23 protein-coding genes and 1 pseudogene are annotated in these 23,338 nt (G+C 55.5%); 10 read left to right on the top strand and 14 right to left on the bottom strand.

Features of this window, described 5'->3' with window-relative positions:
* Nucleotides 1-29: 29 nt before the first annotated feature.
* The 13 genes and pseudogenes from ACJ77P_RS01180 to ACJ77P_RS01240 form a co-directional block, all read right to left on the bottom strand.
* A complete protein-coding gene (locus ACJ77P_RS01180) occupies nt 30-1,304 on the bottom strand; it encodes a B12-binding domain-containing radical SAM protein (RefSeq protein ID WP_367360499.1) in 1,275 nt (424 codons plus the stop codon).
* Nucleotides 1,305-1,656: 352 nt separating this feature from the next.
* Nucleotides 1,657-1,848: a hypothetical protein gene (locus ACJ77P_RS01185; RefSeq protein WP_408998806.1), complete on the bottom strand. Its 192-nt coding sequence runs from the start codon at nt 1,846-1,848 to the stop codon at nt 1,657-1,659.
* A gap of 184 nt (nt 1,849-2,032) precedes the next feature.
* The gene (gene uxx1, locus ACJ77P_RS01190; protein ID WP_367360501.1) at nt 2,033-2,278 is read right to left on the bottom strand and encodes a UXX-star selenoprotein family 1; all 246 of its coding nucleotides are present in this window, start codon (nt 2,276-2,278) and stop codon (nt 2,033-2,035) included.
* 154 nt (nt 2,279-2,432) lie between these two features.
* Entirely contained in the window at nt 2,433-3,848 is a 1,416-nt protein-coding gene (locus tag ACJ77P_RS01195; protein ID WP_408998807.1) for a vWA domain-containing protein, read from the bottom strand.
* Nucleotides 3,849-3,860: 12 nt separating this feature from the next.
* Nucleotides 3,861-4,787 carry an AAA family ATPase gene (locus ACJ77P_RS01200; protein WP_408998808.1) on the bottom strand — a complete coding sequence of 309 codons (927 nt, stop codon included), beginning with the start codon at nt 4,785-4,787 and terminating at the stop codon, nt 3,861-3,863.
* A gap of 142 nt (nt 4,788-4,929) precedes the next feature.
* Complete coding sequence (locus ACJ77P_RS01205) at nt 4,930-5,643, bottom strand: cytochrome c biogenesis CcdA family protein (RefSeq protein ID WP_408998809.1); 714 nt, start codon at nt 5,641-5,643, stop codon at nt 4,930-4,932.
* A 13-nt stretch (nt 5,644-5,656) separates the two neighbouring features.
* Nucleotides 5,657-6,040, bottom strand: coding sequence for a thioredoxin family protein (locus ACJ77P_RS01210; RefSeq protein ID WP_408998810.1), 384 nt, complete (start codon nt 6,038-6,040; stop codon nt 5,657-5,659).
* 181 nt (nt 6,041-6,221) lie between these two features.
* Nucleotides 6,222-6,458, bottom strand: a pseudogene (gene uxx1 / locus ACJ77P_RS01215) (UXX-star selenoprotein family 1).
* 99 nt (nt 6,459-6,557) lie between these two features.
* Nucleotides 6,558-7,010: an arsenate reductase ArsC gene (locus ACJ77P_RS01220; RefSeq protein WP_408998811.1), complete on the bottom strand. Its 453-nt coding sequence runs from the start codon at nt 7,008-7,010 to the stop codon at nt 6,558-6,560.
* On the bottom strand, nt 6,995-7,228 hold the full coding sequence (locus ACJ77P_RS01225; protein WP_408998812.1) for a thioredoxin family protein: 234 nt from the start codon (nt 7,226-7,228) through the stop codon (nt 6,995-6,997). The genes ACJ77P_RS01220 and ACJ77P_RS01225 overlap by 16 nt, the downstream gene beginning before the upstream one ends.
* 58 nt (nt 7,229-7,286) lie before the next feature.
* Nucleotides 7,287-8,459 carry a permease gene (locus ACJ77P_RS01230; protein ID WP_408998813.1) on the bottom strand — a complete coding sequence of 391 codons (1,173 nt, stop codon included), beginning with the start codon at nt 8,457-8,459 and terminating at the stop codon, nt 7,287-7,289.
* A 24-nt stretch (nt 8,460-8,483) separates the two neighbouring features.
* A complete protein-coding gene (gene arsB, locus ACJ77P_RS01235; protein ID WP_408998814.1) occupies nt 8,484-9,575 on the bottom strand; it encodes an ACR3 family arsenite efflux transporter in 1,092 nt (363 codons plus the stop codon).
* Nucleotides 9,576-9,702: 127 nt separating this feature from the next.
* A complete protein-coding gene (locus ACJ77P_RS01240) occupies nt 9,703-10,050 on the bottom strand; it encodes a helix-turn-helix transcriptional regulator (protein ID WP_367360510.1) in 348 nt (115 codons plus the stop codon).
* A 249-nt stretch (nt 10,051-10,299) separates the two neighbouring features.
* Between ACJ77P_RS01240 and ACJ77P_RS01245 the strand changes: the two genes are divergently transcribed.
* The 10 genes from ACJ77P_RS01245 (at nt 10,300) to ACJ77P_RS01290 (ending at nt 20,961) form a co-directional block, all read left to right on the top strand.
* On the top strand, nt 10,300-10,740 hold the full coding sequence (locus ACJ77P_RS01245) for a MarR family winged helix-turn-helix transcriptional regulator (RefSeq protein ID WP_367360612.1): 441 nt from the start codon (nt 10,300-10,302) through the stop codon (nt 10,738-10,740).
* Nucleotides 10,741-10,890: 150 nt separating this feature from the next.
* Nucleotides 10,891-12,012 (top strand): mercury methylation corrinoid protein HgcA, encoded by a 1,122-nt coding sequence (gene hgcA / locus ACJ77P_RS01250; RefSeq protein WP_408999387.1) that lies wholly within the window; start codon nt 10,891-10,893, stop codon nt 12,010-12,012.
* 13 nt (nt 12,013-12,025) lie between these two features.
* Nucleotides 12,026-12,316 (top strand): mercury methylation ferredoxin HgcB, encoded by a 291-nt coding sequence (gene hgcB / locus ACJ77P_RS01255; RefSeq protein ID WP_408998815.1) that lies wholly within the window; start codon nt 12,026-12,028, stop codon nt 12,314-12,316.
* Nucleotides 12,317-12,404: 88 nt separating this feature from the next.
* Complete coding sequence (locus ACJ77P_RS01260) at nt 12,405-12,836, top strand: DUF2703 domain-containing protein (RefSeq protein ID WP_367360512.1); 432 nt, start codon at nt 12,405-12,407, stop codon at nt 12,834-12,836.
* A 123-nt stretch (nt 12,837-12,959) separates the two neighbouring features.
* Nucleotides 12,960-13,175, top strand: coding sequence for a hypothetical protein (locus ACJ77P_RS01265; protein WP_367360513.1), 216 nt, complete (start codon nt 12,960-12,962; stop codon nt 13,173-13,175).
* A gap of 527 nt (nt 13,176-13,702) precedes the next feature.
* Nucleotides 13,703-15,256 carry a flavocytochrome c gene (locus tag ACJ77P_RS01270; RefSeq protein WP_367360514.1) on the top strand — a complete coding sequence of 518 codons (1,554 nt, stop codon included), beginning with the start codon at nt 13,703-13,705 and terminating at the stop codon, nt 15,254-15,256.
* Between the two features lie 601 nt (nt 15,257-15,857).
* Complete coding sequence (locus tag ACJ77P_RS01275; RefSeq protein WP_408998816.1) at nt 15,858-16,019, top strand: hypothetical protein; 162 nt, start codon at nt 15,858-15,860, stop codon at nt 16,017-16,019.
* 75 nt (nt 16,020-16,094) lie between these two features.
* Nucleotides 16,095-16,391 (top strand): HesB-like (seleno)protein, encoded by a 297-nt coding sequence (locus tag ACJ77P_RS01280; RefSeq protein WP_408998817.1) that lies wholly within the window; start codon nt 16,095-16,097, stop codon nt 16,389-16,391.
* Between the two features lie 447 nt (nt 16,392-16,838).
* Entirely contained in the window at nt 16,839-18,524 is a 1,686-nt protein-coding gene (locus ACJ77P_RS01285; RefSeq protein WP_408998818.1) for a FecR domain-containing protein, read from the top strand.
* A 157-nt stretch (nt 18,525-18,681) separates the two neighbouring features.
* Nucleotides 18,682-20,961, top strand: a complete 2,280-nt coding sequence (locus ACJ77P_RS01290) for a CHASE2 domain-containing protein (protein ID WP_408998819.1) — start codon at nt 18,682-18,684, stop codon at nt 20,959-20,961.
* A 27-nt stretch (nt 20,962-20,988) separates the two neighbouring features.
* Here ACJ77P_RS01290 and ACJ77P_RS01295 read toward each other — a convergent pair whose 3' ends face one another.
* Nucleotides 20,989-22,989: a response regulator gene (locus ACJ77P_RS01295; RefSeq protein ID WP_367360519.1), complete on the bottom strand. Its 2,001-nt coding sequence runs from the start codon at nt 22,987-22,989 to the stop codon at nt 20,989-20,991.
* Nucleotides 22,990-23,338 lie beyond the last annotated feature (349 nt).

The raw sequence follows: 23,338 nt of genomic DNA on the forward strand, positions 1-23,338 counted from the left end.
GCTTCGGGAGCTTCGTTCGCGGCGCCCCGTCATGTCATGCAGTAGGGGCGGTCGGCGGCCCACTCCCCGATCATCGGATCAAGCCAGTCATCGAGGCCCCTGGCCAGATAAAACCGCGGGATGAGCAGGTCATCCCCTCCGGCGATATGGCCTTCGCTGCGGGCGACCTTTTCCAGCGCCGTTCCCGGATAGATCCGGATTCCCTTTGTCAGAACCAGTGCATCGAGCTCCAGGGAATCGGCGAAATCCATGCTTTTCCGGACCGATTCTCTGGTTTCTCCGGGTCCGCCGAACAGGAGGAAGCCCATTCTACGGATGCCGTGCTTCCGGAGCAGCTCGGAAGCGGCCCGAACCTGATCCACGTTGTACCTCTTGTTGAGATTCTTCAAAATGGCAGGGAAGCCGCTTTCGAAGCCGAGGCTTACCTCAAGACAGCCGGCCGCCGCCATCTTCCGCACCAGCTCTTCGTCCACAAAACCTGGATAGAGGATGCATTGCCAATGGATTGCCAGACCGGCGGAAGCAATCGCTCCGCAGAGATCCTTCGCATACTTCGGCGGCAGATTGAAGGTGTTGTCGACAAAGTAGAAATTTTTAAAGCCGGCGGCCACATGGTCGGAAAGCGACTGTACAACCGCATCAGCAGGACGTGTCCTGATCCGGGTTCCCTCGAGGGCTGGAGTGGAGCAATAGCTGCACCGCATTGGGCATCCACGCCTGGTCTGGAGGGGAACCCAGATTTCCGCCCGGACGTCATCCGGCACGGTCCAGAGCGAAGGGTCGGGGAGAGGGAGCGCCCCAAGCGCCCCTCCCTCGGTGCGTTCCCCTTGCACTTTCGAGCCGGGGAGGCAGAGGCTGGCGATGCCCGACGGATTTTTCTTCAGCTCCAGCGCCTGGAGAAGAGCCGGAAAAGCCACTTCCCCCTCGCCGCAGATCCCCATGTCCGCCTTCAGGTAGCGGAGCGCCGCTTCCGGGAAGATGCTGAACCCCGCACCCCCCGCGACAATCACGGCGCCGGAGAAGGAACGGCACAAGGCGATGGTGTCGCGCACAGGTTCCAGCAGAAATCTCGTGTCGGCCATGTTCTGGTTGTCGATGTTCCTCACCGAGATTCCGATGACATGGGGTTGATGCTTCCGTATTGCGTCCCGGATGATTGACGCGCTGTTTCCGTTGCCCATGAGATCGAGCAGATGCACGTCGTGTCCGGCATTTCTTGCGGCAACGGCAACGCAATTGAGGCCCAGGGGAAGGGTCGTCATGTAGAGCGTTTCGGAATTGGCGGAAATGAGCAATACTCTCATGGGATAGTTTTCCTGATGATACGTGCAATCCGCTGAAAAAAAAGCAGCTCGCCGGAACCTGTCATTCAGGTGGAGGACCCTGACTCGGCATGAAGATGACAACATGATCGGGATTATGCACCCCGTTTGTCGTGGCCCGGACGTTCATAAGGAGAGCATATCGGCCTGCGTGATGTGTCCGGATAAGGGTGGAGCCGAATCAATCAAAAAAACAAGGTATTCCGAGAGCTGCACAGGCGATTTGATGCCGCTGCGGCCAAGGCCGGGGGAATCCGCCGTGCAGGGATTTCCCCAGCCTTGCCTGTCGTTTCGAAGGTCCTGCTTCGTCCGGTTTGCGAAGCGCCTAGTCTCCTCACGAACAGCAACCCCCCTCGCAGCTCTCCTCCGGCAGGCTGGAAGTGAATTGAAATCCGGCCTGTCCGCAGGCTTCTACAAAATCGAGCTGGATGGGTTTGGCCCTTTCCAGGAGGTCTTTGTCGATTGCAAAGGTGATTCCCTGTTGCGTAAAAACCGTATCGTTTTCCTGAGGCTCATCCAGAGCCATGGCCAGAGAGGCGGGGCCTCAACAGCTCTGCAAAAGAATCCGGACCGTGGTGGGCCCGTGCCGGTTCGTCATAAAATCCTTGATCATGTCCCCTGCTTTTTTCGAAACTTCGATCATGGCTTTTCCCTCCTTGAAATTAAAATAGGTTCACGCGGCTCTCTTCCCGAGAGGCCTGTCAGACGGATCAGCCAACGGCGAAAAGCGGAATGCCTAACGTCATGCGTGACCTCCCCAGAAAACCGACAATCACGTTTTCCCCATCCACGATGACCGGCACGGTCCGTCTGCCGTCGGAAGAGGCAAGCATCTCCTCCAGTTTCTCCGGGTTGCCGTCGACATTGATGAAAACGGCCCTCTCGCCGTACGCCTCACGGGCCTGCCGGCAATAGGGTCAGGTTTCCGTTCCGTAAATCCTCATTTTCTTTTCCATAAATGCCCTCCCTGCGCTATCGGTCGTTCCGGGGCCAGCCGCTATGGCATCATCTTTTCAGATGTCCGCCGTTGTGTCAATGGTGTCGTCTCTGGGATCTTCCTTCATAATTCAGGGCGTCTTTTCAATTTCTGCCGACTAAGTTCCTGTTGGATCAAAGAACAAGGCTGGTGATGAAAGTCCGCAATTCATTGAGATTCTGGCAGGAGCGGACGTCGTCGCAGAAGGGGCGGTAAATTTCAATGGCGCTATCGCCGACGCCCCAGAGCCCTTCAGGTTCCGGATTAAGCCAGATGACGCGGCGGCAATGGTCCCGAATTATATCCAGAATCTGTGCCTTTGGATCAAGAAAATTCGTTCGACCGTCGCCCAGAATGATCACGGTGGTCTTCTTGTCGAGAATGTCCAGAAATTCTTCCTGGAACTGGGAAAAGGCCATTCCGTAATCGGAGATCTCCAGATCCTCGTCGATATGGCTGCGCGTCTCGCCATTGCCATAGACCACGTAACCCGGCAGCTCCAGTTTGAACCTGGTCATGATTCGGTCGATGGCATCCATGATGGCGTGGTCTTTCATCGTTTCGCTCACGTCCGTTACGCGGGCAATGAACACGAAGCTCCGGACCCGGCTCAGACAATCCTGGATGGAATAGAGGATGTTGAGCATGAAGGGAACAGCCTTCCAAACGGAGTAGGAAACGTCGCAGAGCGCTACGATCTTTGCTTTTCGCTTTTGTCGCCGGCGGAAGAAGAGCTCCAGGGGGATGCCCTCGTAACGGGTGGCTCGGCGGAGTGTCTGCTTGATATCGACGATTCCACTGCGTTTTCTGCGATACTGCCTGGAAACTAGGTCCCGCAGCTTATGGGCGAGACGTTCGATGGCCGAATGAACCTCCCTGGCCTCTTCTCGAGTGAGTTGGAAAAAGGGGACTTCCTCGAGATTTCTGGCCCGCCCGGGGGCGTGGTCGGCTTCCGCCCCCGGCAGCTTCTGGCCGGGCGGGACTTCGGACTCCATTTGACCGGCCATGCCCAAGCGTTCCAGCAGGAGATCATCAAAGCTCCGCTTCTCGATGTCGGCGCCCGCGAGATCGCTTTCCGTCAGAAGATGATCGGCCCTTCCGTGGAGAACCTTCTTCTGGATGGCGGATAGGATGTCGGAAAAGGAAAGTTCCGGGGCATCCGCCTCAAGATCCAGGATTTTCTGAAGTTCCTGGAGGAACGCGGCCCGATTGCCTGCCAGAAAATCGAGGAACTCCAGGGCGGAACCAGATCTCCGGGCTTCCTGGCTGAAGGTGTCCACCAGATCGATCAGACGGTTGGACAGCGCGCGGGAGCGCATGTCGTCCGCGCCGATTTGCAGGGTGTGGAAATAAAGGTCATAAATTCTGTCAAAAAGTTCCCGGTCCTTTGCCTCCTTGACGAAGTTGGTCCGCAGAGCCACACAAAAAGGCTCTTCGGGGGTGAAGTCGATCAGCTCCAGGCACCGGACGGCGTTAATGACTTCCGACGTGGAGACCCTCAATCCTCCCGCACGGCACAGGGCGGCAAACTGCAGGAGCGCTTGAAGCATGGCCTACCCCCTTCAGGCTGAGCTTGAACCGTCTTGCTGCGGACGGGAGAAATGATTCCGGACCTTCTGTGCATCCGCCTCGCCCTTGCACAGGACATTCAGGGTATCCCCGATCACTTCCGGCTTGATTTCAAACATCTGCAGGGCGATGAGAGCCCGCGTCCAGTCTACGGTTTCTGAAACACAGGGCTTTTTTTTCAGATCCAGTCCCCGGATCGTCCGGACGGCCTCGACGACCTTTTCGGCGAAAGCCCGATCGATGTCGGGGAATTTCACCCCGAGGATTCCCATCTCCCTTTCCTTGTCCGGGTAATCGATGTGCAGGTACAGACAACGGCGCCTGAGGGTGTCGCTCAATTCACGGAAATTATTGGACGTGAGAAACACGAAGGGAATGTTCCGGGCGCTTTTCGTCCCGATCTCGGGGATGGTCACCTGAAAATCGCTGAGCAGCTCCAGGAGAAAGGCCTCGAACTCCGGATCGGACTTGTCGATCTCATCAATGAGAAGCACAACAGGCTCTTCCGAGGTGATGGCCTGAAGAAGGGGGCGGGGATGAACGAACCGATCGGAAAAAAACGCATCCTCCTGCGCGGCGATCCGGTCCATAGCCTCCGGAAGCGTCCGGGCGTCGGCGATGATATCCTGGATCTTTTCTTTCAGCATCTGGGTGTAGAGGAGCTGTTTGGAATATTCCCAGTCATAGAGGGCCTTGCTCTCGTCGAGCCCTTCATAGCACTGGAGTCGGATCAAATCCCGCCTCAGCGCCTTTGCCACGGCCTTGGCCAGTTCCGTTTTGCCCACGCCCGCCGGTCCTTCCACGAGGACCGGCTTCTGTGTCGCTCCAGCCAGGAAAACCACCGTGGCGATTTCCTGTGAAGAAATATACCCGACCTCCCGAAGCTTTTTGTCGGCATCCGCCACATTTTTAAAAGACATCGCCTGCCTCCGTTTCATAAATGGGGTGGAATGGGATGGATAACTTTTCACTTGTAGTTTTTGCAAAAATACTGAATAGTATCAATTATTTAGTTTTCATTACGAGATCATTTATGTCTGCAACTGACCTCAATTTTCAACATCACGAAAACAGCTGCCAGAGAGGATTCCCAATAAAATAGATTCCAAGAATGATGATGACGATACCAGCACTTTTCCGGAACCAACCGCCTGCCCAATTCCAGGTGGAACTTTCCAGCAACCGCCCGACCAGGGCCGTGGAGGTGCCGGCAACAGCAATGGGAAGACAGTGGCCGACGGCGAACAGGATGATGAGCGTAAGGCCCATGACGATCTGTTTCTGGATCGTGATGATGGCGAGAATCGGTGCGATGAAGCCGAAGGTGCAGGAACCGGAAAGCAGTCCGTAAGCGAGACCAAGAAAAAATGACCCGCTCCGTCCCTCCAGGTTCAAATGCTGCAGCAGGCCATTCCCGGAGACGGAACAGGCCTGGACCCCGAACATTCCCAGAGCCACCCAGATCAGAATGACGCCGACGATGATCTGCCAGTAAGGTCCCACATCGCCCAGCATGCGGCCCAGACCGGCACAGATGCTCCCAACGGCAGCGATTGACAAAAACAGGCCGCCGGTGAAGAGAATCGCATAAAGTCCTGCCTGGCGGGGCGCGAGGGTTTCGCGCTGGCCGGCCACATAGGCGACCATCAGAGGGATGGAGGCGAGGTGACAGGGACTGAACAGCACGCTGATCATCCCCCAGAGGAAACTCGCCACGGCAGCCAGCAGGGATGACGCAGTCAACCACTCATTGACCGTCAAGAAAAACATTTCCATGATCACACCCCCGTTATTTAACGCCCAGCTGTGCAAGCATCGTGATAATTGCTTCCTCGCTCATGAAGCCTTCGTGACGAAATACCTCTTCACCTTTATTATTGAAAAAAATCTGTGTGGGAATGGTTCGGATGCGAAAATATTCCGCTGGCCTCGGATCAACCCATACATCCAGAAAAACAATGGCCGCCTTCCCTGTATAGTGTTTCTTCATTTTGTCCAGGATGGGCGCCATCATCTTGCAGGGAATGCACCGGGTCGCACCCAGATCCACCATGGTCACCATGCCCTTGACAGGCACATTCTTAAGTGCCTTTTCGCTGCCGGCATCCGAAGTGCAAGCGAACAGAATAAAGGTTGTGAGTATCAAAAACGTTATTGCTGCTTTTTTTATCACGATTATGATCTCCATTTTTGAGACATGATGATTCGCCCCTTTTCGTACTACTGGAAGTTTGAAAAAAACACCAAATCCGAAATCATCTCAGCTGCTTTTTGTGTAACTTCGAGCATGACTTTATCCACCATCATTAAATGGTTTCGTGTGGTTCTCTCCCCGAGAGAACTTGCTATAGGGCTCAGCCACCCCCGAAAAGCGGAGCGCCACCCGTGTCCCCCAGAAAACCGACCTTCACCTTGTTTCCTTCCACAATGACGGGCACGGTACGTTTTCCGCCGGAATAGGCAAGCATCTCGTCAAGCTTTGCCGGATCGCTATCGACGTTGATAAATACGGCCCTCTCCCCATAGGCCGCACGGGCCTGCTTGCATTAGGGGCACGTTTCCGTTCCATAAATCCTGATTATATCCTCCATGATTGCCCTCCTTTCCCTGAAAAGTGAATATTGTTTCTTGATCTTCGCGATACCTTTGTCGACACTCCAAGTTCTAACGCCCGGTGGATGACACCGGTTTCAATAGGTTCTGAGAATCCAGTCCCGAATCTCGTTCCTGACCCGCCGGAATGCAGCAAGGACATCGGCTTCGGTCCCTGTTGCCGCTGCCGGGTCTTCAAAACCCTGGTGGTGCTTCCTGTGGGGGCCTGGGACAATGGGACAGGTCTCCTGCGCATGTCCGCAGACGGTCACCACCTCGTCGAAGGCCTCATCCCCGAAAGAAGAGAGCCCCTTGGACGCGTGATTTCGGATGTCGATTCCGATTTCCGCCATCGTCTCGATGGCCCCAGGGTGAACTCCCGTGGGCTCGGTGCCGGCGCTGAAGGCCTCGTAGCGATCCCCCCGCAAAGCGCGGAGGAGCCCTTCGGCCATCTGCGATCGGGAGGAGTTGTGGGTGCACACGAAGAGGATCCTCTTTTTCCGCTCCTTTTCCACGAGGTCTTCTCCTGGTGAGGTCATTCCTTCAGCCATGCTAACACATCTTCTTTTTTCGGAATTTTTCCCACGGACTTGACCTTCTCGTCGATCACCACCGCAGGCGTCCCGAGAACGCCGTATTGAGCGATGGCCATGACATCGGTTACCTTTTCAATGTCCGCATCCACGCCGGCTTCGGCAACGGCTTCCCGCACCAGCTGTTCCGTTTGATGGCAACGGGCGCATCCAGGTCCTAACACTTTGATTTTCATCAGTACTAACCTCCGCTAAGTTTTTATCTATACCGCCTGATGAAACGGATTCTTCTCATCAGGAAACAAGCCATCCGTAACCCAGCCCTGCCAGTGTGGAAAGCACGATGATGATGACGCAGAAAACGGCCGTCTTTTTCACCCCCATGACACGGGCAATGACGATCATGTTGGGAAGGGACAGTGCCGGGCCGGCCAGCAGAAGGGAAAGGGCCGGTCCCTGTCCCATGCCCGAACCGATCAGCCCTTGAAGAATGGGAACTTCCGTCAGCGTTGCGAAATACATGAAGGCGCCGACGATGGCGGCAAAGAGATTGGCCCAGAGGGAATTGCCGCCTACCAGGGTCTGGATGTAATGCTCTGGAATCAATGCGGGGTAACCGGGGCGGCCCAGAAGAAAACCCGCCACCAGAACGCCGCCCAGCAGAAGGGGGAAAATCTGTTTCATGAATCCCCAGGTGGCTTCTACCCAGTACGTCAATTCGTCCCTGGAAAACCAGGCTTTCAGCATGATGCCCAGTACAACGAGAAGGGTGGCCGTGATGATCCACTTGGCGGCGTACAGGAAGGGCCAGATTCCCGTAACGCCGGGCGCCGGACGGGCGAAGGCGGCAAAGACCAGGATCAGAACCATGGTGAGCAGGTACAGGGCATCCTGCGTGATGGTGCGGGAACGGTCTTCCGCATCGGGAACATAAATGTTTCCCGCCGTCCGATTGGCGTCATCCCGGCGAAAGATCAGGGCCATCAATAGCCCCGTTATAACGGCGAAGGCTACCGCACCGATCGCCCGGGCCAATCCGAGCTGCCAGCCGAGAACTCTGGCCGTCAACACAATTGCCAGGACATTGATGGCCGGACCGGAATAGAGAAACGCCGTTGCGGGACCGATGCCGGCGCCCCGGGTATAAATTCCGGCAAACAGCGGCAGAACCGTACAGGAGCATACGGCGAGCACCGTCCCGGAAACCGAAGCCACGGAGTAGGAAAGAATCTTGTTGGCTGTTGAACCGAAGTACTTCAGCACCGCAGCCTGGGAAACGAAGACGGCGATGGCTCCCGCAATGAAAAATGCCGGGATCAGGCAGGTCAGGACATGCTGCTGGGCGTATTCCTGAAGCATCAGGAAGGCCTCCAGGCCGGACCGGCGAACGATGGGCTGGCTCCAGGGAATATAGTAAGCCCCCAGAAAAATCAGTAAAATGATTAACAGCTTGTAACGCTCTTTCATGGACATTATCCTTTCATCGTGGGGCTAATCTTTACAGGAAACATGGCAGACTCCCGTGAGGGTCTCCTTGGCGTAGGGGAAGTATTTCCTTTTGAGCCAGAGGGCCACATTGACCAGGGAAATCAAAACAGGGACCTCCAGAAGCGGTCCGATAACGCAGGCGAAGGCCTCGCCGGAATTGATTCCGAAAACGGAAATGGCCACGGCAATAGCCAGCTCGAAGTTGTTGGAGGCAGCGGTGAAACTCAGGGTCGTGGATTCCTCATAGGTCGCTCCAACTTTCTTTGACAGGTAGAAAGACACGAAAAACATCGCCACAAAGTAAATCAGCAGGGGAAGGGCGATCCGAATCACATCCATGGGCAGTTCAACGATGTACTCTCCCTTGAGGGAGAACATGACGAGGATTGTAAAGAGCAGGGCAATCAAAGTGATGGGACTGATCTTCGGGATGAACGTCTCTTCGTACCAAACCTGCCCCTTTGTCTTCAGGCCGACGAACCGGGAGATAATCCCGGCGATAAAGGGAATTCCCAGATAGATGAAAACGCTCCGGGCGATTTGTCCAATCGAGATATCAACGACTGCCCCTTTTAGACCGATCCAGGTGGGAAGAATTGTGATGAAAAGGTAGGCATACAAGGAGAAGAACAGGACCTGGAAGATCGAATTAAAGGCTACCAGGCCTGCACAGTATTCCCGATCGCCGTCTGCCAGGTCGTTCCAGACGATGACCATGGCGATGCAGCGGGCCAGGCCGATGAGGATCAGACCCACCATGTAGCTGTGATAGTTGGAGAGAAAAGTAATTGCGAGCAGAAACATGAGAATCGGACCGATGATCCAGTTCTGAACGAGCGAAAGCAATAGAACCTTGCCGTTGGAAAAGACCTGCCCCAGTTTTTCGTATTTCACCTTAGCCAGGGGCGGGTACATCATCAGGATCAGCCCGATGGCAATGGGGATGTTGGTTGTTTCGACCTGAAAAAGGTTGATGATGTCCCGGATGCCGGGGTAGAGGTACCCTCCAGTTACGCCGATAAACATAGCCAGAAAAATCCAGAGGGTTAAAAACCGGTCTAAAAAAGAAAGTCGCTCCACCGCTGCGTGTGCCATAGTGCCTCCTTTTTTCAGAATAGGTGCGCCGCGAATCTGGTTTCAGAGAGATCAATCATCGCATCGGATAAACATGGAATCATATTTCCATTTGGTAATATATCTCGCAACCTGCCTACAGGCATCCTCAACGCCGGCAAAGAATCTCTTCACGGCGAATACAGGGGATTTTCTCGATAAGCTGGTGTACATCCTCGTCATCCTCTAACCAATGGAGCAGGTTGCCCAGCATTGTCGCGGCATAGGGGCTGTTCTTCCCGTCTGCGGGATAGTAATTCACCCACTGCCCATCCCGCCGGGAATTAACCAGCCCGGCTTCTTCAAGAATTTTCAGATGTTTGGAGGCCGTTGGTTGGGCGATGCCCAACGCGGCCTGGATCTCGCAGACGCACATGACCTTGTGCTGCAGCATCTTCAGCACCTTAACCCGATTGGGATCGGATAGGGCCTTGGTCACTTTCAGAAATTCTTTCATAAAGGAAGGCTCCATATTCTTTTTGAGTAATATATTGGGCTTGACTCTTCCTTGTCAAGTTAAAACTATCCAGCTTCTTTCAGCAGTTCAATTATAGTTGACAAACGCAACTAATTCTGAGAAAAAATCTTTCAGACAGTAAAACGCACCTTGATGTTGGGATGCTTCACTGCGGAGAGAAAGGTATTGATCGAATCTGAAGCAAGACAACTAATCGGATTGATTGAAAATATAACATACGCCTTCGGGATGCAGAGCATTGAGGGCCGATGCTGTAACGAAAATATCTCCCACGGTGAGTTTCGCGCCTTGCAGGTTGCGTTGCATCAGAATAGCTGCACCATGCAGGATATCGCAAGAAGTGCGGCGGTTACAAAGAGCGGTGCAACCCGCATCGCCAAACGCCTGGAAGACAAGGGGCTGGCGAATCGTCAGCAGGACAGGAAAGACGGACGGATCTGCTGTGTCACTCTTACGGAAGAAGGCCGAACGCTTCTGAACCGGATTGAGGATCTGCTGATGGCTAAAATGCAGGAGATTCTGGCGGTCATAGACCCGGACATGCGGGAAATCCTCATCATCAGCCTCAGCGCCTTTGTTCGGGCTTCAGAGCGGAAGGGAATTAGCGAAAGTTCGCAGCGGGAAACCTGCTGTATACCGGAGGGAAATCATTTCTCCGGAAATGGTTGATCTAATCAACTATAGGGTGAGAAGATTGATTTTTTTACTACGGAGGCATCAGAAAGAAAAGCCTCGGAACGTTTTTAAGGGCGCCAGACGCCGGAGATAGGCATGGCCGTGGGACTCAATGACAAAATGTCTCTGAAAACAATCGATAAGATGCAGTTGAAACTGGCACCGATAGGCTTAAGCTCAGCGGGAGGGGCTTACTCCGACAAACCTCCCTGCTGAGGTCCCCCAACCTCTGCCGGCGGTGGGGAAATAAATGAGAATGTTCCCGGTTTCATCAGATGGCTGACGACCGGAGTGGGACGGGTTCCGCAGATTGCCACGACGCTTGCCTTTACAGACCATTTCGGCCGTTGGAAGGCCCGGTGGAGTATCGGTCGGATGAACTATATGGTGCCGCCGGGCCTTTATGCGATCGGCGCCCCGACAGCGGATGATCCGGTGCTGGTAACAGCCAACTACAAAATGAGTTATGACATCGTCCGCAGCGTCCTGGGAGGACGAAATGTCTGGCTTCTCGTCCTTGAGACCTATGGCATCAATGTGTGGTGTGCGGCGGGAAAAGGCACCTTCAGCACGGAAGAGCTGGTGCGGCGCATCGACTTGTCCAATCTGGCAATGGTGGTCACCCACCGCCGTCTCATTCTGCCGATCCTTGGGGCTCCGGGGGTGGCGGCTTACGAAGTGACAAGACGAACCGGTTTCAGCATCCGGTACGCGGCCATCCGGGCTGAAGATATTCCGGCATACCTGGACAACGGCATGATGACAACGTCTGAAATGCGGGAGCAGACTTTTACCCTACGGGAACGAGCTGTGCTTATCCCCGTGGAATTGGTGCAGGCCCTCAAGCCAACCATTGTTGTGGCAGCAGCGCTGTTTATCATAGCGGCACTGTTGCAGGCACCTAAGAATGGCCTCGTGACGGTCTACGCCTATCTAGGCGCAGTGATTTCCGGTGTTGCCATTGTGCCGATGCTTCTTCCCTGGCTGCCCGGCAGGAGTTTTTCCTTCAAGGGAGCTCTGACAGGATTTGCATGGATGGCAGCCTTCTATCTTCTTGCCGGGGGGAGAGACTGGAGCGGACCGATGACCGTCGCTGCCTTTCTTGCCCTACCGTCAGTGAGCGCCTTTTACGCGCTAAATTTTACCGGATGCACCCCCTACACTTCGCGCTCGGGGGTCAAAAAGGAGATGCGGGCTGCAATGCCGGCTATGGGAATTGCGCTTGCCTTGAGTGCCATCTCTGTATTGGCGGGAACATTGCTGTGAATCTGGGGTTCTTATGAAAAATTTCAGCTATTTGCGCAATGTGTCAACAATGGCGTTGGATACGGAAAAATGCGTTGGTTGTGGCAGGTGTCTGGAGGTCTGTCCGCACCAGGTCTTTTCACTCGCAGGGAGAAAGGCTCGGATAATTAACTTCAATGCATGCATGGAGTGCGGCGCCTGTGCCAGGAATTGCCCTGTCCATGCTCTCTTTGTCGATGCCGGCGTTGGTTGCGCAACAGGACTCATCAATGAATGGCTTCTTGAACAGAAATTCTATCGTGTCCGTAAGCAATGCTGTGGATGACTTATGGCTATCCGGTCGGTCGTGTCGGGTCTCTTCTTCCGCGATCGTTTTCTGCGCGTCTAATGAATGATAATGATAGTTTGAGGTTATGATGAAAGCCATAACGATCCGCTGGAAAAGGCTTGTTGACGGGGAGGATCGGACTTGCCCTCGCTGTGGCATCACCGGTGAAACCGTTCAAAGCGCGGTCGGCAAGCTGAAAAAATCCCTGGCCGAACTGGGCATTGAGGTGATCTTGAAAATGGAAGCCCTCAACTTTCCCATGTTTTCCCGGGATCCTCTTCAATCCAACCGCATCTGGGTTGGAGAAAAACCCCTGGAGGAGTGGGTCGGAGCTTCCGTGGGGCAGAGCCCCTGCTGCGGGGTCTGTACCGATTCGGAGTGCCGAACCCTGATCATCGGGGGCAACACCTTTGAGGAAATTCCGGAGAGACTCATTATTCAGGCGGGTCTCCTGGCTGCGGCAGAGCTTTTTGCAGACGTGCCGCCGCAAGAAAACCACCAGAAAAATAACCATTAATTAATCAGGAGGTTTGACATGTCACCACAAATCACTTTAGGTCCCTGTTTTTGATGACCGGGAGAACCCCAGGAATACCGTGCCGTATTCTTTCCCGATGGATCCAAGGTCAATGTGACGGGTTTGAACGCTATTTTTCAACATGCTTACAAGGAGGGGAAAATTCCCGATAAGGAGACCGCTCAGTACCTGGTGAGCCAGTTGGGGGAAGTCAATTACATTCCCCCCAACAGCGTCAGAGAGTACGAACATGCGATTCTGAAACACTATGAAGAATATTTCGCTGTGATGGAAAAGCGTCGAAAAGAGAACGATCCGGCTGAGAAGAAGAACGGCTGAGGGAAACTCGGAAGCAGGGATGGACCATCGACCGGGTAGATCCTCTTCAATTTTATTGACACATAATCAGGAATTTCCTATATTTTACCATCGGAAAAATCAGGTTCTTTATCAAACGCAAGTATGATCATGTCCATGACAGCGCAGGGGTTCGTCCGATCCGGCAGCCGGGTGACCACTGGAAGGACAGCGGCCATTTGACAGAGTACCCCGATGATTTGCCTGAATATGCAGGCATTCATTCCAGCACTGTGCCGATCGAACAAGAAGCCGCTTTTGATCGGCACACAACCTTAGGTGGGTACATATGGAACCAAGTCGAAGGAATTTTGTCGAGGCCCTGGGTTCCGGCGTAAGCATTGCCCCGGCATGGCCGGTTTGGTCACCACCAAGAAAAATGATCCGGTGCTGTGGAAAGACCCGCAAGCCAAGCCCCGCTATGCCAGCGTGGGCTGCCCGCACTCCACGCTCAACCAAAGGAGCTTTCCGCCGCGGCTGCAAATAACCTTAACCTATGGAGGTGGACCATGAGCGAAGCGTCAAAGCGAGCCCAAAGCGTATCGCGGCGGGATTTTATGAAGACGGTGGGAGGAGCGGCTGCCGTGGCCGGAATGGCTATGGGCAGCGTTGCCATTCCGGGGCGTGATGCCGCCGCCGCGGGAGGAGAACTGCCCGCCAAATGGGATCAGACCACGGACGTGGTCGTGGTGGGAAGCGGATTCGCCGGACTTGCCGCCGCCATCGAGGCGCGCAACGGCGGCGCAAACGTGATCGTGATCGAAAAAATGCCGGTTCATGGCGGCAACTCGATCATCAACGGCGGGGATTTTGCCGCCGCAGGAAACAAAATGCAGAAGGAAGCGGGAATCCAGGACTCCGCCGAGCTCATGCTCAAGGACATGATGAAGGCCGGTTCCTATCTGAATCACCCCGAACTGGCCAGGATGGTCGCCGACCAGTCCAACGCAACCCTCGAGTGGTGCGAGAACTATGTGGGCGCCAGCTTCACGAGGCTCAACTTTCACGGCGGCCACTCGGTGAAGCGGTCCGTGCAGACCGCCAATGCCTCCGGGTCCGAGCTGGTCAACAAGATGATGGTCAAGGCCCGGTCCCTCGGGGTAAAGTTCGAAATGCGCACCAAGCTCGTGCGGCTGCTGTCGAACAGGGAAGGAAGGATTGTCGGTCTGGAAGTGCTCAAAGGATATCGCTTCCCCGATGACAAAACCGGAAAGACAGCTTTTATCAAGGCCGGCAGGGCCGTGGTCCTGTGCTCGGGCGGCTTCTCACAGGACGTCCGTCTGCGCCAGGTGCATGACCCCCGCCTTACGGACCGCTTTGACTCCACCAACCAACCCGGCGCCACGGGCGAGGCTCTGCTGGCGGCCTGCATGGCAGGCGCCATGGACGTCCAGATGGACTGGATCCAACTCGGCCCCTGGACCAGTCCCGATGAGAAGGGATTCGGCCACGTCCCCCTCTTCTGCGAAAGGCTCGTCGGCTATGGACCCATGATCGACCCCGGGACTGGCAAGCGCTTCTTCAAGGAAACGGGGAACCGGAAGGAGCGGGCCGATGCGATCATCCTCATCGGGCATCCTGTCATCATTTTCGGTGACTCCTATGCCGTAAACAAGCAGGTATTCCCAATCGCCCTGAAGAAAGGCATGGAGGCCGGTGCGATCAAGAAATTCGACACCCTCGAGGAAATCGCGAAAAGTTACAACATCCCCGCTGACGCCTTCCAGACGGAAGTCAAGCGCTGGAACGCCTTCGTCGACAAGAAAAAGGACGATGACTTCGGCTGCATGATCTTCCCCGAAGCCAAAGCGTCGGAGACCCCGCCTTTCTACGTCGCCAGGCTATGGCCCCGCGTCCACCACACCATGGGCGGATTGGTGATCGACCAGAATGCACAGGTCACGGGCTTTGGCATGGAGCCGATCAAGGGGCTTTACGCCGCCGGAGAGGTCACCGGCGGGGTTCACGGGGCTGTGCGCCTCGGCAGTGTGGCCATGACCGACTGTGTCGTCTTCGGGCGCATTGCCGGAACGAACGCGGCGAAAGAAAAGCCGTGGGGTTAACCCCTCAGGGATCAGGACATTCCGGGAGGAAGCCGGACTGCAACCTCTGCCACCACCAGCATGCCCGGAGCGAAGACTCCCGCAGCCAGTGCCACAGCTTCAACTTCAAGGTGCCCTGAAGGCCGCCGGAAGGGGGCTCAAATGGGAATGGGCGTGCTTTTCCAATCGCCCTGACCGCTTCATAAAGAAAGGCAGGACCCTTCACCGGCCCTGCCTTTCCGCTTTCGGACCGGCATCAGAGGCTCCGGACAGCCGTTGATCCAGGTATCCGCTTCTGCCGATCCAGCGCCATGGCGCTCCCGTTTTGCCTCGAGAACCTCCCGCTTCCGGTCGCGGCACGCCCCGGAGCCACCGGCGGATGCACCGGATGCCTGCGTTTTGAAAAACAAAAACAGTTGACACGATGAATGATTTAGGTTGATAACTGTTCCGTTGCTCCGAGGGGAATGGCCCCCGTTTTAGTTGAATCCTGTTGCCGCCGCCGGGAAGATTGTTCCGGCAATCGCCGAAGCGCGTTCAACCTGCAACTTTCATCACCTTGTCCATTTTCAAGCTTCGTAAAGAAAGGAGGGAATGGTTCCATACCGATGGGAGGAGTCGCTTGTTGGAAGCGGACGCTGCTTTATGTGAATGTCGATTCGATCTCCCTGTTTTAGATGCCAGGGGAATTCTGAAAGTCACGGTGGGAAATGCCGTTCTTTCGAGAGCGGCGTCAGTCGGGCTGGCCAAGGCCGTTGACGAAATGTGTGCCATACCGGAGTAGTGCATTGGCGCAAAAGAACGTTATCCTGGAGAAGGCCATGCATCGAAACGCTCCATTTCCATGAGGCAAAACATCATGACGATTCTGGAAGTGACGGAAAAAGCCGACGAGGCGATCAGGCCGTTTCTTGAAAACCGGACCGGGGCCTCCACCATCCGGATCCTGAGGCAGAATGCCCTGGGGCCTGAATTGGCGATGGTTTTTGACGAGCCCGGGGAAAAGGATCTGACAGTCACGGTCCGGAACATCGCCTTTGCGATCAACAGGGACCTTCTCGATAAGGCAAGACCTATCCGGATCGATTTCGTCGAATGCGGGGGACGGAAGGGATTTCTGCTCACTTCAAGCCTCCCCACCGGTGGATGCGGCTGATCATGGCGGTTTTTTCGGGTTTCAATTTCCGGCACCGGCCCGCTTAACCGGGGAGAGGCTTTCTGTGCTCGGATGATCCGCTTTACGCGGGATTCCCGGAAGCGAGGCGGCCATATCAGGCCCGTTGGAGAGTTCCAGGCGATGAAATGGACTCCATGGACATAAAAACGCCCCCGCCATGAACGTTTCCGGTGAACTCCGCCCTCCTCCGCGGCATTTCTTCCCGTCTGCCGCAACCATCTCAGGCTTGTTCCCTTTCCTCTCGGTATGACGATCCTAGGCCACAGCCTGTAGCGGGGAATGAACGAGGTCTCGTTTTTGTCGGTCCGGTAAGATGATGCTGCAGGGCATTTGGATCGGTTGATTTCCTTTGACAAGTATGCAGATCTCGGGTATCTCTGACTCCTTATTTAAGTTGAATAAAAAAGTTAATTTATGGAGTGTACAATGAAAAAGTGTGCTCTTATTCTGATGGTTCTCCTTTTCTTTGTTGCCCAGCCGACAAACGGCAGTGCCGGCATGAAGTCTTCATCCGCAGAACGCTCTACCCAGGACGATCAGATACCAGATACAGGTTGCCGTAAAGATTCCCGCAACTTCAGCAAGTCCGGCCACAGCAGTGGAACGCCGGCTGATCGGAAGGTCCGGGTTTGTTCCAGCACGAAAAAAAGGCTTAAAGGCAGTCGATATTCCGGGAAGCCTGTTCCCTCCCGGAACATGACGCCCCTGAAAGGTTGTGTGGCCCTGGTGCAGGGAGAAGCCCGCATGCAGCTGAGAGGAAAAGGGGACTGGATAAGCCTGAAAGCCGGGGATCATATTCCTCCCCGGAGCAACCTGAGGACCGGACGGGACGGCGCCGTGGAAATCAAATATGAGGACGGCAGCAGTTTATTGCTTCGGTCCCACACGGAGGTAACGATCATCGAAGCCTGGAAGACCAGGACATCCCGACTGCTGCGCGATTTTTTCCTCAGCGCCGGGCGGGTGACAGCAAAAGTCCAGTCGGTCATGGGGCGATCATCCCGATTTCGCATCCACACCCCGACGGCGATTGCGTCGGTTCGAGGAACGGAATTCCGGGTCACCGTGGACAAGGAGCATGAAACCTGTGTGGAAGTCCTCAAGAGCCGCGTCACCGTCGATACGGCCACAAAGGTCATCAACCTGGCGCAGGGTGAAGGCGCCAGAATAAAGAACCCGGCCAGGCCGCTGCCCCCGCGGAAACTCCTGCTTGCGCCGAACCCCCTGGGCCTGGAATCTCTTTACAACACGGCGCCGGTCATTTCGCTCGCCTCTGTCGGCGGCGCCCAAGCCTATCGCGTGATGGTTGCGAAGGATGAGCAGGGGAAGCAGCTGGTGTGGGAACGCGAGGTCAGACGCGGCGAGCGCGTGACCATGAGCGGTCTTGACGACGGTTCCTATTTTCTCCTGACTCAGAGCATCGATCCGATCGGCCTGGAAGGCGTTCCCTCCGAAGCGTTCCCTTTCACAATCCGGGAAAATCCTCTTCCCCCGATGCTTCTTACCTCCGGGTGTGAGCGCCGGGGTGGAGAAAAGGCGGTGACCCTGGAGTGGTTGTCTGTCGCGGACGCGGCACGATATCACCTTCAGATCAGCGAGGACGGGGATTTCCGGAATCCTGTCGTGGACAGGCCCGATCTGGCGGCCGTGTCATTCAGGGCTGAGGGACTGGAAAACAAGCCCTATTCGTTCCGGATTCGTTCCGTTGCCAGGGACGACAGTCCGGGAGGCTGGTCCGATCCAGTGGCGATTCCCGCACCCTGCGCGCCGCAGGCATCCTCCGGCGCCTGGCCGGATTTCTCTGACGGCATGATCACCCTGAGGTCAAGGAGTGCGGGCGAAGGCTTCAAGTATCATGTTCAGATAGCCAGGGACGATCGATTCCAAGAGATCCTGGTCGATGAGAAGGTGGACGGGCCGGAGATATCGGTCAGAAAACCGAAGGAATCCGGAACCTACTTTGTCCGGATCGCTTCCGTCGACGGAAGCGGCAAAACCGGCAGTTTTTCCCGGCCGCAGAGTTTCGCCATCCAGAACCGGTTTCCGCCCGAATGGATTGGGATTGGGAGTGGAACCGGTCTATTTCTTTTGCTTTTGCTTTTTACCCTTTAAGGCTACCCGGAAGAAGGGGACCGGAAAATCGCTTCCTGCCGTCGATCAGGGCTCCGATCTTTGGCGAAATGCAGGCTTTCAGTCTTCCGTGGTCTGCCGTCAAGGGTCATGAAGCTCTTGTCCGGGGCATGACTTTTATGAAAGAGCACCGCTGTCCATGATGCCCATCCGGAAGATTCTTCTGGCTGCTTTATGCCTGCTGCTCCTCCTCGGCCTCGAGTATCTCGGTTGTTTCGAAGGGATGAACAATTATTTCTACGATCTCGCCTTTCGTTTTCGAGGTCCGGAAAGGCCCCTGGACAAAATTCTCATTGCAGCCGTTGATGAGAAGACGCTTGACCGACTCGGACCCTGGCCCCTGAAACGAACCTGCTATGCTTCTCTCCTTGAAAAAATGAAGCCCTCCGGCATTGTGGCTTTTGATATCCTCCTGTCCGAGCCTTCCCCCTTTGATCCTCTTCTTGCCGAGGCCATGAAAAAAGGCCCTCCGGTTGTTTTGCCGATCCTGATCAACGAGGACCTGATGATTGAGCATCCTGCCCGTGCGCTCTCTGCATTTCCTGCGGGACACGTTCATGTTGAACGGGGGATCGACGGGGTAGCCAGGGAAGTGCATCACACGCTCTATTTTCAGGGGCGGCTGCTGCCGTCGTTTGCTTCGATGGTCCATGAACTGGCGGGAGGGCGCTCCCTTTCCCGGGGAGCCCACCCCCCGGAGCCTGAGGACGAAAAAACCATTTTTCAGGAAAACCTCATGAGAATCAATTACGCAGGCGGCCCGGGCACCATCCCCCGCGTCTCTGTCTGCGATGTTGTCCAGGGGGCTTATCCCGAGGACCACTTCCGGGGCAGAATCGTTCTGGTTGGAATTACAGCCATGGGACTGGTGGACAGCGTCACAACCCCCTATGCCGAAACCCGGATGGGTATGTCGGGTGTAGAGGTTCAGGCCAATATCGTCAACAACCTGCTTCTTGGCAACGAGATCCGTGTAGTTTCCCCGGCGGCAAGCTGGTTGATCGGCGTTCCGGTCGCCCTGTTGCTTTATGGCCTTTTTTTCCGAATGGCGGAAGGGAGCTGCCTCCTTCTTCTGATCGCCGCCGTGATGATTTATTCCCTGCTCACCCTCCTCGCTTTTTTCGTTTGGCATGTCTGGAACCCGCCGGCTGCAACCATGCTCAGTTTTCTGGTTCTCCTGACTCTGGCCTATCTCCTCAAACTCCATGCAGCGGCGGAAAGTCTCGGTGCGACCTATGCGACCATCCGGCCGCACCTGAGAAATGCGGGGGGTAAGGATGAGCCGGGTTACGGCAGAGAGGGGATTGCGGGGCTTCTCACCCCCAGGGGAATTCAGCGGCAGGCCCTTTCCCTTCATGGAATCGCGCATCAACTGATCTTTGAAAAGGAGCTGTCCGATCGGATTCTGTTAAGCGACATCTTCGGCGTGGCGGTTTTCGACCCCGATGGAAGGCTGATGCTGGCCAATGGCGATATCCATCGGCTCTGTGCGGAAAATGAAATCTTTCTGAACGCCAGGGATCGTTTTCTGTCCGATCTGGCCGGCCATGTCCTGGAAAAGGAGGCGAGCGAACCGGCCTTTGAGCAATGGCTTCAGATGGGGGCCATTACGGTCTTTCTCGACAGGCCGGAAAGGCGATATCTCAAGGTGGACGTTTCACTGCTGCCCGTTGCGGAGAAGGCGTACTCCCTGTTCCTTCTCACCGACATCACGCAGGTCAAGGAAGTGGAGCTTCTGAAAGGTCAAATCGTATCAATCGTCTCCCACGAGTTGAGGACTCCCATGGCCAATATCCAGGGCTTCAGCGAACTGCTGGCGGGCAGTCTGGAGGGGGATCTCAAACAGTATGCCGGCATTGTCCTGGAGGAATCGGAGCGGCTGACCAAATTTGTCAACACCTTCCTCGACATCAATCGGCTGGAGGAGGGGCGGGAGCGGATGGAAAAAACCCCCGTTTCCGTTCCGGACCTCGTCCGGAAGGCTCGAGTCAAGATGCAGCCCGCGTCGAAGGGCAAGGGCATCGAGCTCCTTGCCGAGGTTCCTGCCGATATGGCTCCCGTTCTTCTGGACCGGGATGTCACCGAGCAGGTCCTTTTGAATCTGATCGAGAACGCCCTCAAGTACAGTCCGCCGAACCGGCCTGTGATTCTTCGGGTTGCGGAAGGGCCGGACTCCGTCATCATCGAAGTGGCTGATAAGGGGTACGGGATCCGGGACGAGGACCGGGACCGGATCTTCGATAAATTCTACCGGGCGAACGTCGCAGGTGCTGAAACTGTGAAAGGATCGGGACTGGGGCTGGCTTTTGTGAAGCGGGCCGTTGAAGCTCAGGGGGGGCGGGTGATCGTCCGGAGCGTCTTTGGAAAGGGATCCACCTTTTCACTTGTCTTTCCCAGAGCGGTGCGGCCGGAGATGTAGGTCCATCGGAATCTCGAAGCCTGCGCTTCAGACCAGGACTTTGCGGACAGCCCGCGCCAGGTCCCCGAGGGACAGCGGCTTCATGAGGAATTGGCGGATGCCGATCTCCTGCGCCCTGACTTCGGAAATCAGGTCGCTGTACCCGGTGCAGAGAATGATGGGTATATCGCTGCGAATCTTCAACAGCTCCTCGGCCAGTTTGTCTCCCCTCATGTTGGGCATGGTCATGTCCGTGATGACAATATCAAAGGAATCGGGCTGAGCGCGAAAAAGCTCCAGCGCTTCCGCGCTGCTCTGTCTGGCGGTCACATGAAACCCGAGGGCCGTGAGCATGGATTTTGTCACGTCGAGAATGGCCGCTTCGTCATCAACGAACAGGACGCGTTCGCTGCCCTTGGGGATCGGCTCCGAGTCTCCGTTGTCTCCGGGTTCTTCCGGTTCAATCAGGGGCAGATAAACACTGATGGTTGTGCCCTCTCCCGGTACGCTGGCGACATGGATCCTGCCGCCGTGATCCCGGACAATGCCGTAAACAACGGATAACCCCAGGCCGGTTCCTTCTCCGGGGCCCTTGGTGGTGAAAAAGGGATCAAAAATCCGGTCAAGAATCGCCGAATCGATCCCGTGTCCCGTATCCCTGACCCGTAATCTGGCGTACTCGCCTGTAGCGAGATGGATGGACGGATGCCGCTTGCCGGGAGGGATTTTTTCCTGAGCGAGTTCAATGTCCAGGATGCCGCCCCGTTCCCTCATGGCATGAAAGGCATTGGTCGCCAGATTCATCAGGATCTGGTGCACCTGGGTCGCATCGGCGAGAATCATGAGGGACTGGTCGGAAATCCGCTGATTGATCTGAATCGTGGACGGGATCGTGGCCCGAAGCATCTTGAGCCCCTCCTTGATGACCGGTGCCAGGAGGATGGGCTTTTTCTCCTGATCCTGAGGGCGGCTGAAAATGAGGATTTGTTTGATCATGTCCTTGGCGCGATTGCTGACCTGGAGGGCCCGGTCAAGATAAAACTGGCGCTTTTCCGGGCTGGGGGTCAGTTTGGTGAGCTCCATGTACCCGATCATGGCGCTCAGGATATTATTGAAATCGTGGGCAATGCCTCCCGCCAGTGTCCCGATGGCTTCCAGTTTCTGGACCTGCTTGAGCATTTCGTTAGCCCGCTTCAAATCCTCCGTCCGCTCCTGAACCAGTTCCTCCATATGGTGGTGGGAGTCCCGCAGCGTTTTTTCGGCCTGTATCCGCCGCGTGACATCCTCGATCAGGATAAGAATGTTGCTGAACTCTCCGCAGGAGGGCAATCTTTTTACGGACAGGATGCGTTCTTTGCCATCCTCTGTTTCCGGCTGCTCGATCAGGATCTGATCCGGAGAGTGGGAACCGAGGAGCGACTCTATCTGGGTTCTCGCCTCTCCTTCAAAGAGGGTGGGAAGCGGAACAAAGAGGATCTGATCCTGTGTCTGGTCCAGGATCTTCATGGCCGGAGCATTGACATAAACAATCTGGCCGGAGCAGATCTCAATGATCCCTTCCGCAATGCTGTCAAGCATTGTCTGCAGGTATCGGTTCTTGGCAATCAGTTCCTTGGTCAACTGCCTCGCATTGGTGCATTCCAATCCGATCCGGCCGGTTTTCCCCGGGCGGGAACCGCTGGTCTGCACATCTTCAAGGAGGGCTAAAATATGGGATTCCGTCTCCTTGAAAGAACCCTTGGCGATCAGGGCATCGGCGCCTATGCTAGAAGGATCCAGATCCAATTCATGGGCTGCCGCTGACATGATGGCCAGAAAGACGCTTTTCAGGGAATCCATCCGGCGGATTTTCTGGCACAACTCATCACCGTTGATGTTCGGAAGAAAGTAATCACAGAGAATGATGTCGGGGGTATAATGTTCCAGAGCCCTGAAGGCTGACAGAGCGTCCATGGCCGTGACGACCTCATGTCCGGCATCGGTCAACTTTTTTTCCAAAAACATGCTGAGATGGCTATTGTCGTCAATGATGAAAATTTTTTTCCCCATGGTACCATCCTTAAAATGTCAGGCGAGTAATGCGCTCACAGAGCGACATAAAAACTGGTATAAAGGCAAGTCAACGACCCCGGTTTGCACTCCATTCAAGTCCAAAGAAGGAGGCCGTTACCGGCCTGAGCCAGAAAAAATCAACTTTAATGAGGAAACGGAGTATGGCATATGCCTTTTCATCATTCAAGGTTAAAAAAGAGACCAGAAAAAAATGATGCCTCTCCCCTGCAAGGTCCTCAGGCTGCAGAGGAGGGAGGCCGGAGAAAGGACCTCTCCGGTCGGCAGGTTTGGCCGTATCCGGGGCGTCATGTTCCGGCGGCAGGCAGCGGAGAACGAAGCATGCGGG

It is taken from the genome of Syntrophus buswellii (genome assembly GCF_046097065.1).
Classification (GTDB): Bacteria; Desulfobacterota; Syntrophia; order Syntrophales; family Syntrophaceae; genus Syntrophus; species Syntrophus buswellii.

Excerpts from the sequence above, each read along its gene's own strand:
- ACJ77P_RS01195 (WP_408998807.1), bottom strand. The coding sequence starts at position 3,848 with ATGCTTCAAGCGCTCCTGCAGTTTGCCGCCCTGTGCCGTGCGGGAGGA.
- hgcB (WP_408998815.1), top strand. The coding sequence starts at position 12,026 with ATGAAAAATTTCAGCTATTTGCGCAATGTGTCAACAATGGCGTTGGAT.
- arsB (WP_408998814.1), bottom strand. The coding sequence starts at position 9,575 with ATGGCACACGCAGCGGTGGAGCGACTTTCTTTTTTAGACCGGTTTTTA.
- ACJ77P_RS01295 (WP_367360519.1), bottom strand. The coding sequence starts at position 22,989 with ATGGGGAAAAAAATTTTCATCATTGACGACAATAGCCATCTCAGCATG.
- ACJ77P_RS01290 (WP_408998819.1), top strand. The coding sequence starts at position 18,682 with ATGATGCCCATCCGGAAGATTCTTCTGGCTGCTTTATGCCTGCTGCTC.
- ACJ77P_RS01220 (WP_408998811.1), bottom strand. The coding sequence starts at position 7,010 with ATGGCTGAAGGAATGACCTCACCAGGAGAAGACCTCGTGGAAAAGGAG.
- ACJ77P_RS01200 (WP_408998808.1), bottom strand. The coding sequence starts at position 4,787 with ATGTCTTTTAAAAATGTGGCGGATGCCGACAAAAAGCTTCGGGAGGTC.
- ACJ77P_RS01240 (WP_367360510.1), bottom strand. The coding sequence starts at position 10,050 with ATGAAAGAATTTCTGAAAGTGACCAAGGCCCTATCCGATCCCAATCGG.
- ACJ77P_RS01245 (WP_367360612.1), top strand. The coding sequence starts at position 10,300 with ATGCAGAGCATTGAGGGCCGATGCTGTAACGAAAATATCTCCCACGGT.
- ACJ77P_RS01180 (WP_367360499.1), bottom strand. The coding sequence starts at position 1,304 with ATGAGAGTATTGCTCATTTCCGCCAATTCCGAAACGCTCTACATGACG.
- ACJ77P_RS01230 (WP_408998813.1), bottom strand. The coding sequence starts at position 8,459 with ATGAAAGAGCGTTACAAGCTGTTAATCATTTTACTGATTTTTCTGGGG.
- ACJ77P_RS01205 (WP_408998809.1), bottom strand. The coding sequence starts at position 5,643 with ATGGAAATGTTTTTCTTGACGGTCAATGAGTGGTTGACTGCGTCATCC.
- ACJ77P_RS01260 (WP_367360512.1), top strand. The coding sequence starts at position 12,405 with ATGATGAAAGCCATAACGATCCGCTGGAAAAGGCTTGTTGACGGGGAG.
- ACJ77P_RS01185 (WP_408998806.1), bottom strand. The coding sequence starts at position 1,848 with ATGGCTCTGGATGAGCCTCAGGAAAACGATACGGTTTTTACGCAACAG.
- ACJ77P_RS01270 (WP_367360514.1), top strand. The coding sequence starts at position 13,703 with ATGAGCGAAGCGTCAAAGCGAGCCCAAAGCGTATCGCGGCGGGATTTT.
- ACJ77P_RS01280 (WP_408998817.1), top strand. The coding sequence starts at position 16,095 with ATGACGATTCTGGAAGTGACGGAAAAAGCCGACGAGGCGATCAGGCCG.
- ACJ77P_RS01225 (WP_408998812.1), bottom strand. The coding sequence starts at position 7,228 with ATGAAAATCAAAGTGTTAGGACCTGGATGCGCCCGTTGCCATCAAACG.
- ACJ77P_RS01285 (WP_408998818.1), top strand. The coding sequence starts at position 16,839 with ATGAAAAAGTGTGCTCTTATTCTGATGGTTCTCCTTTTCTTTGTTGCC.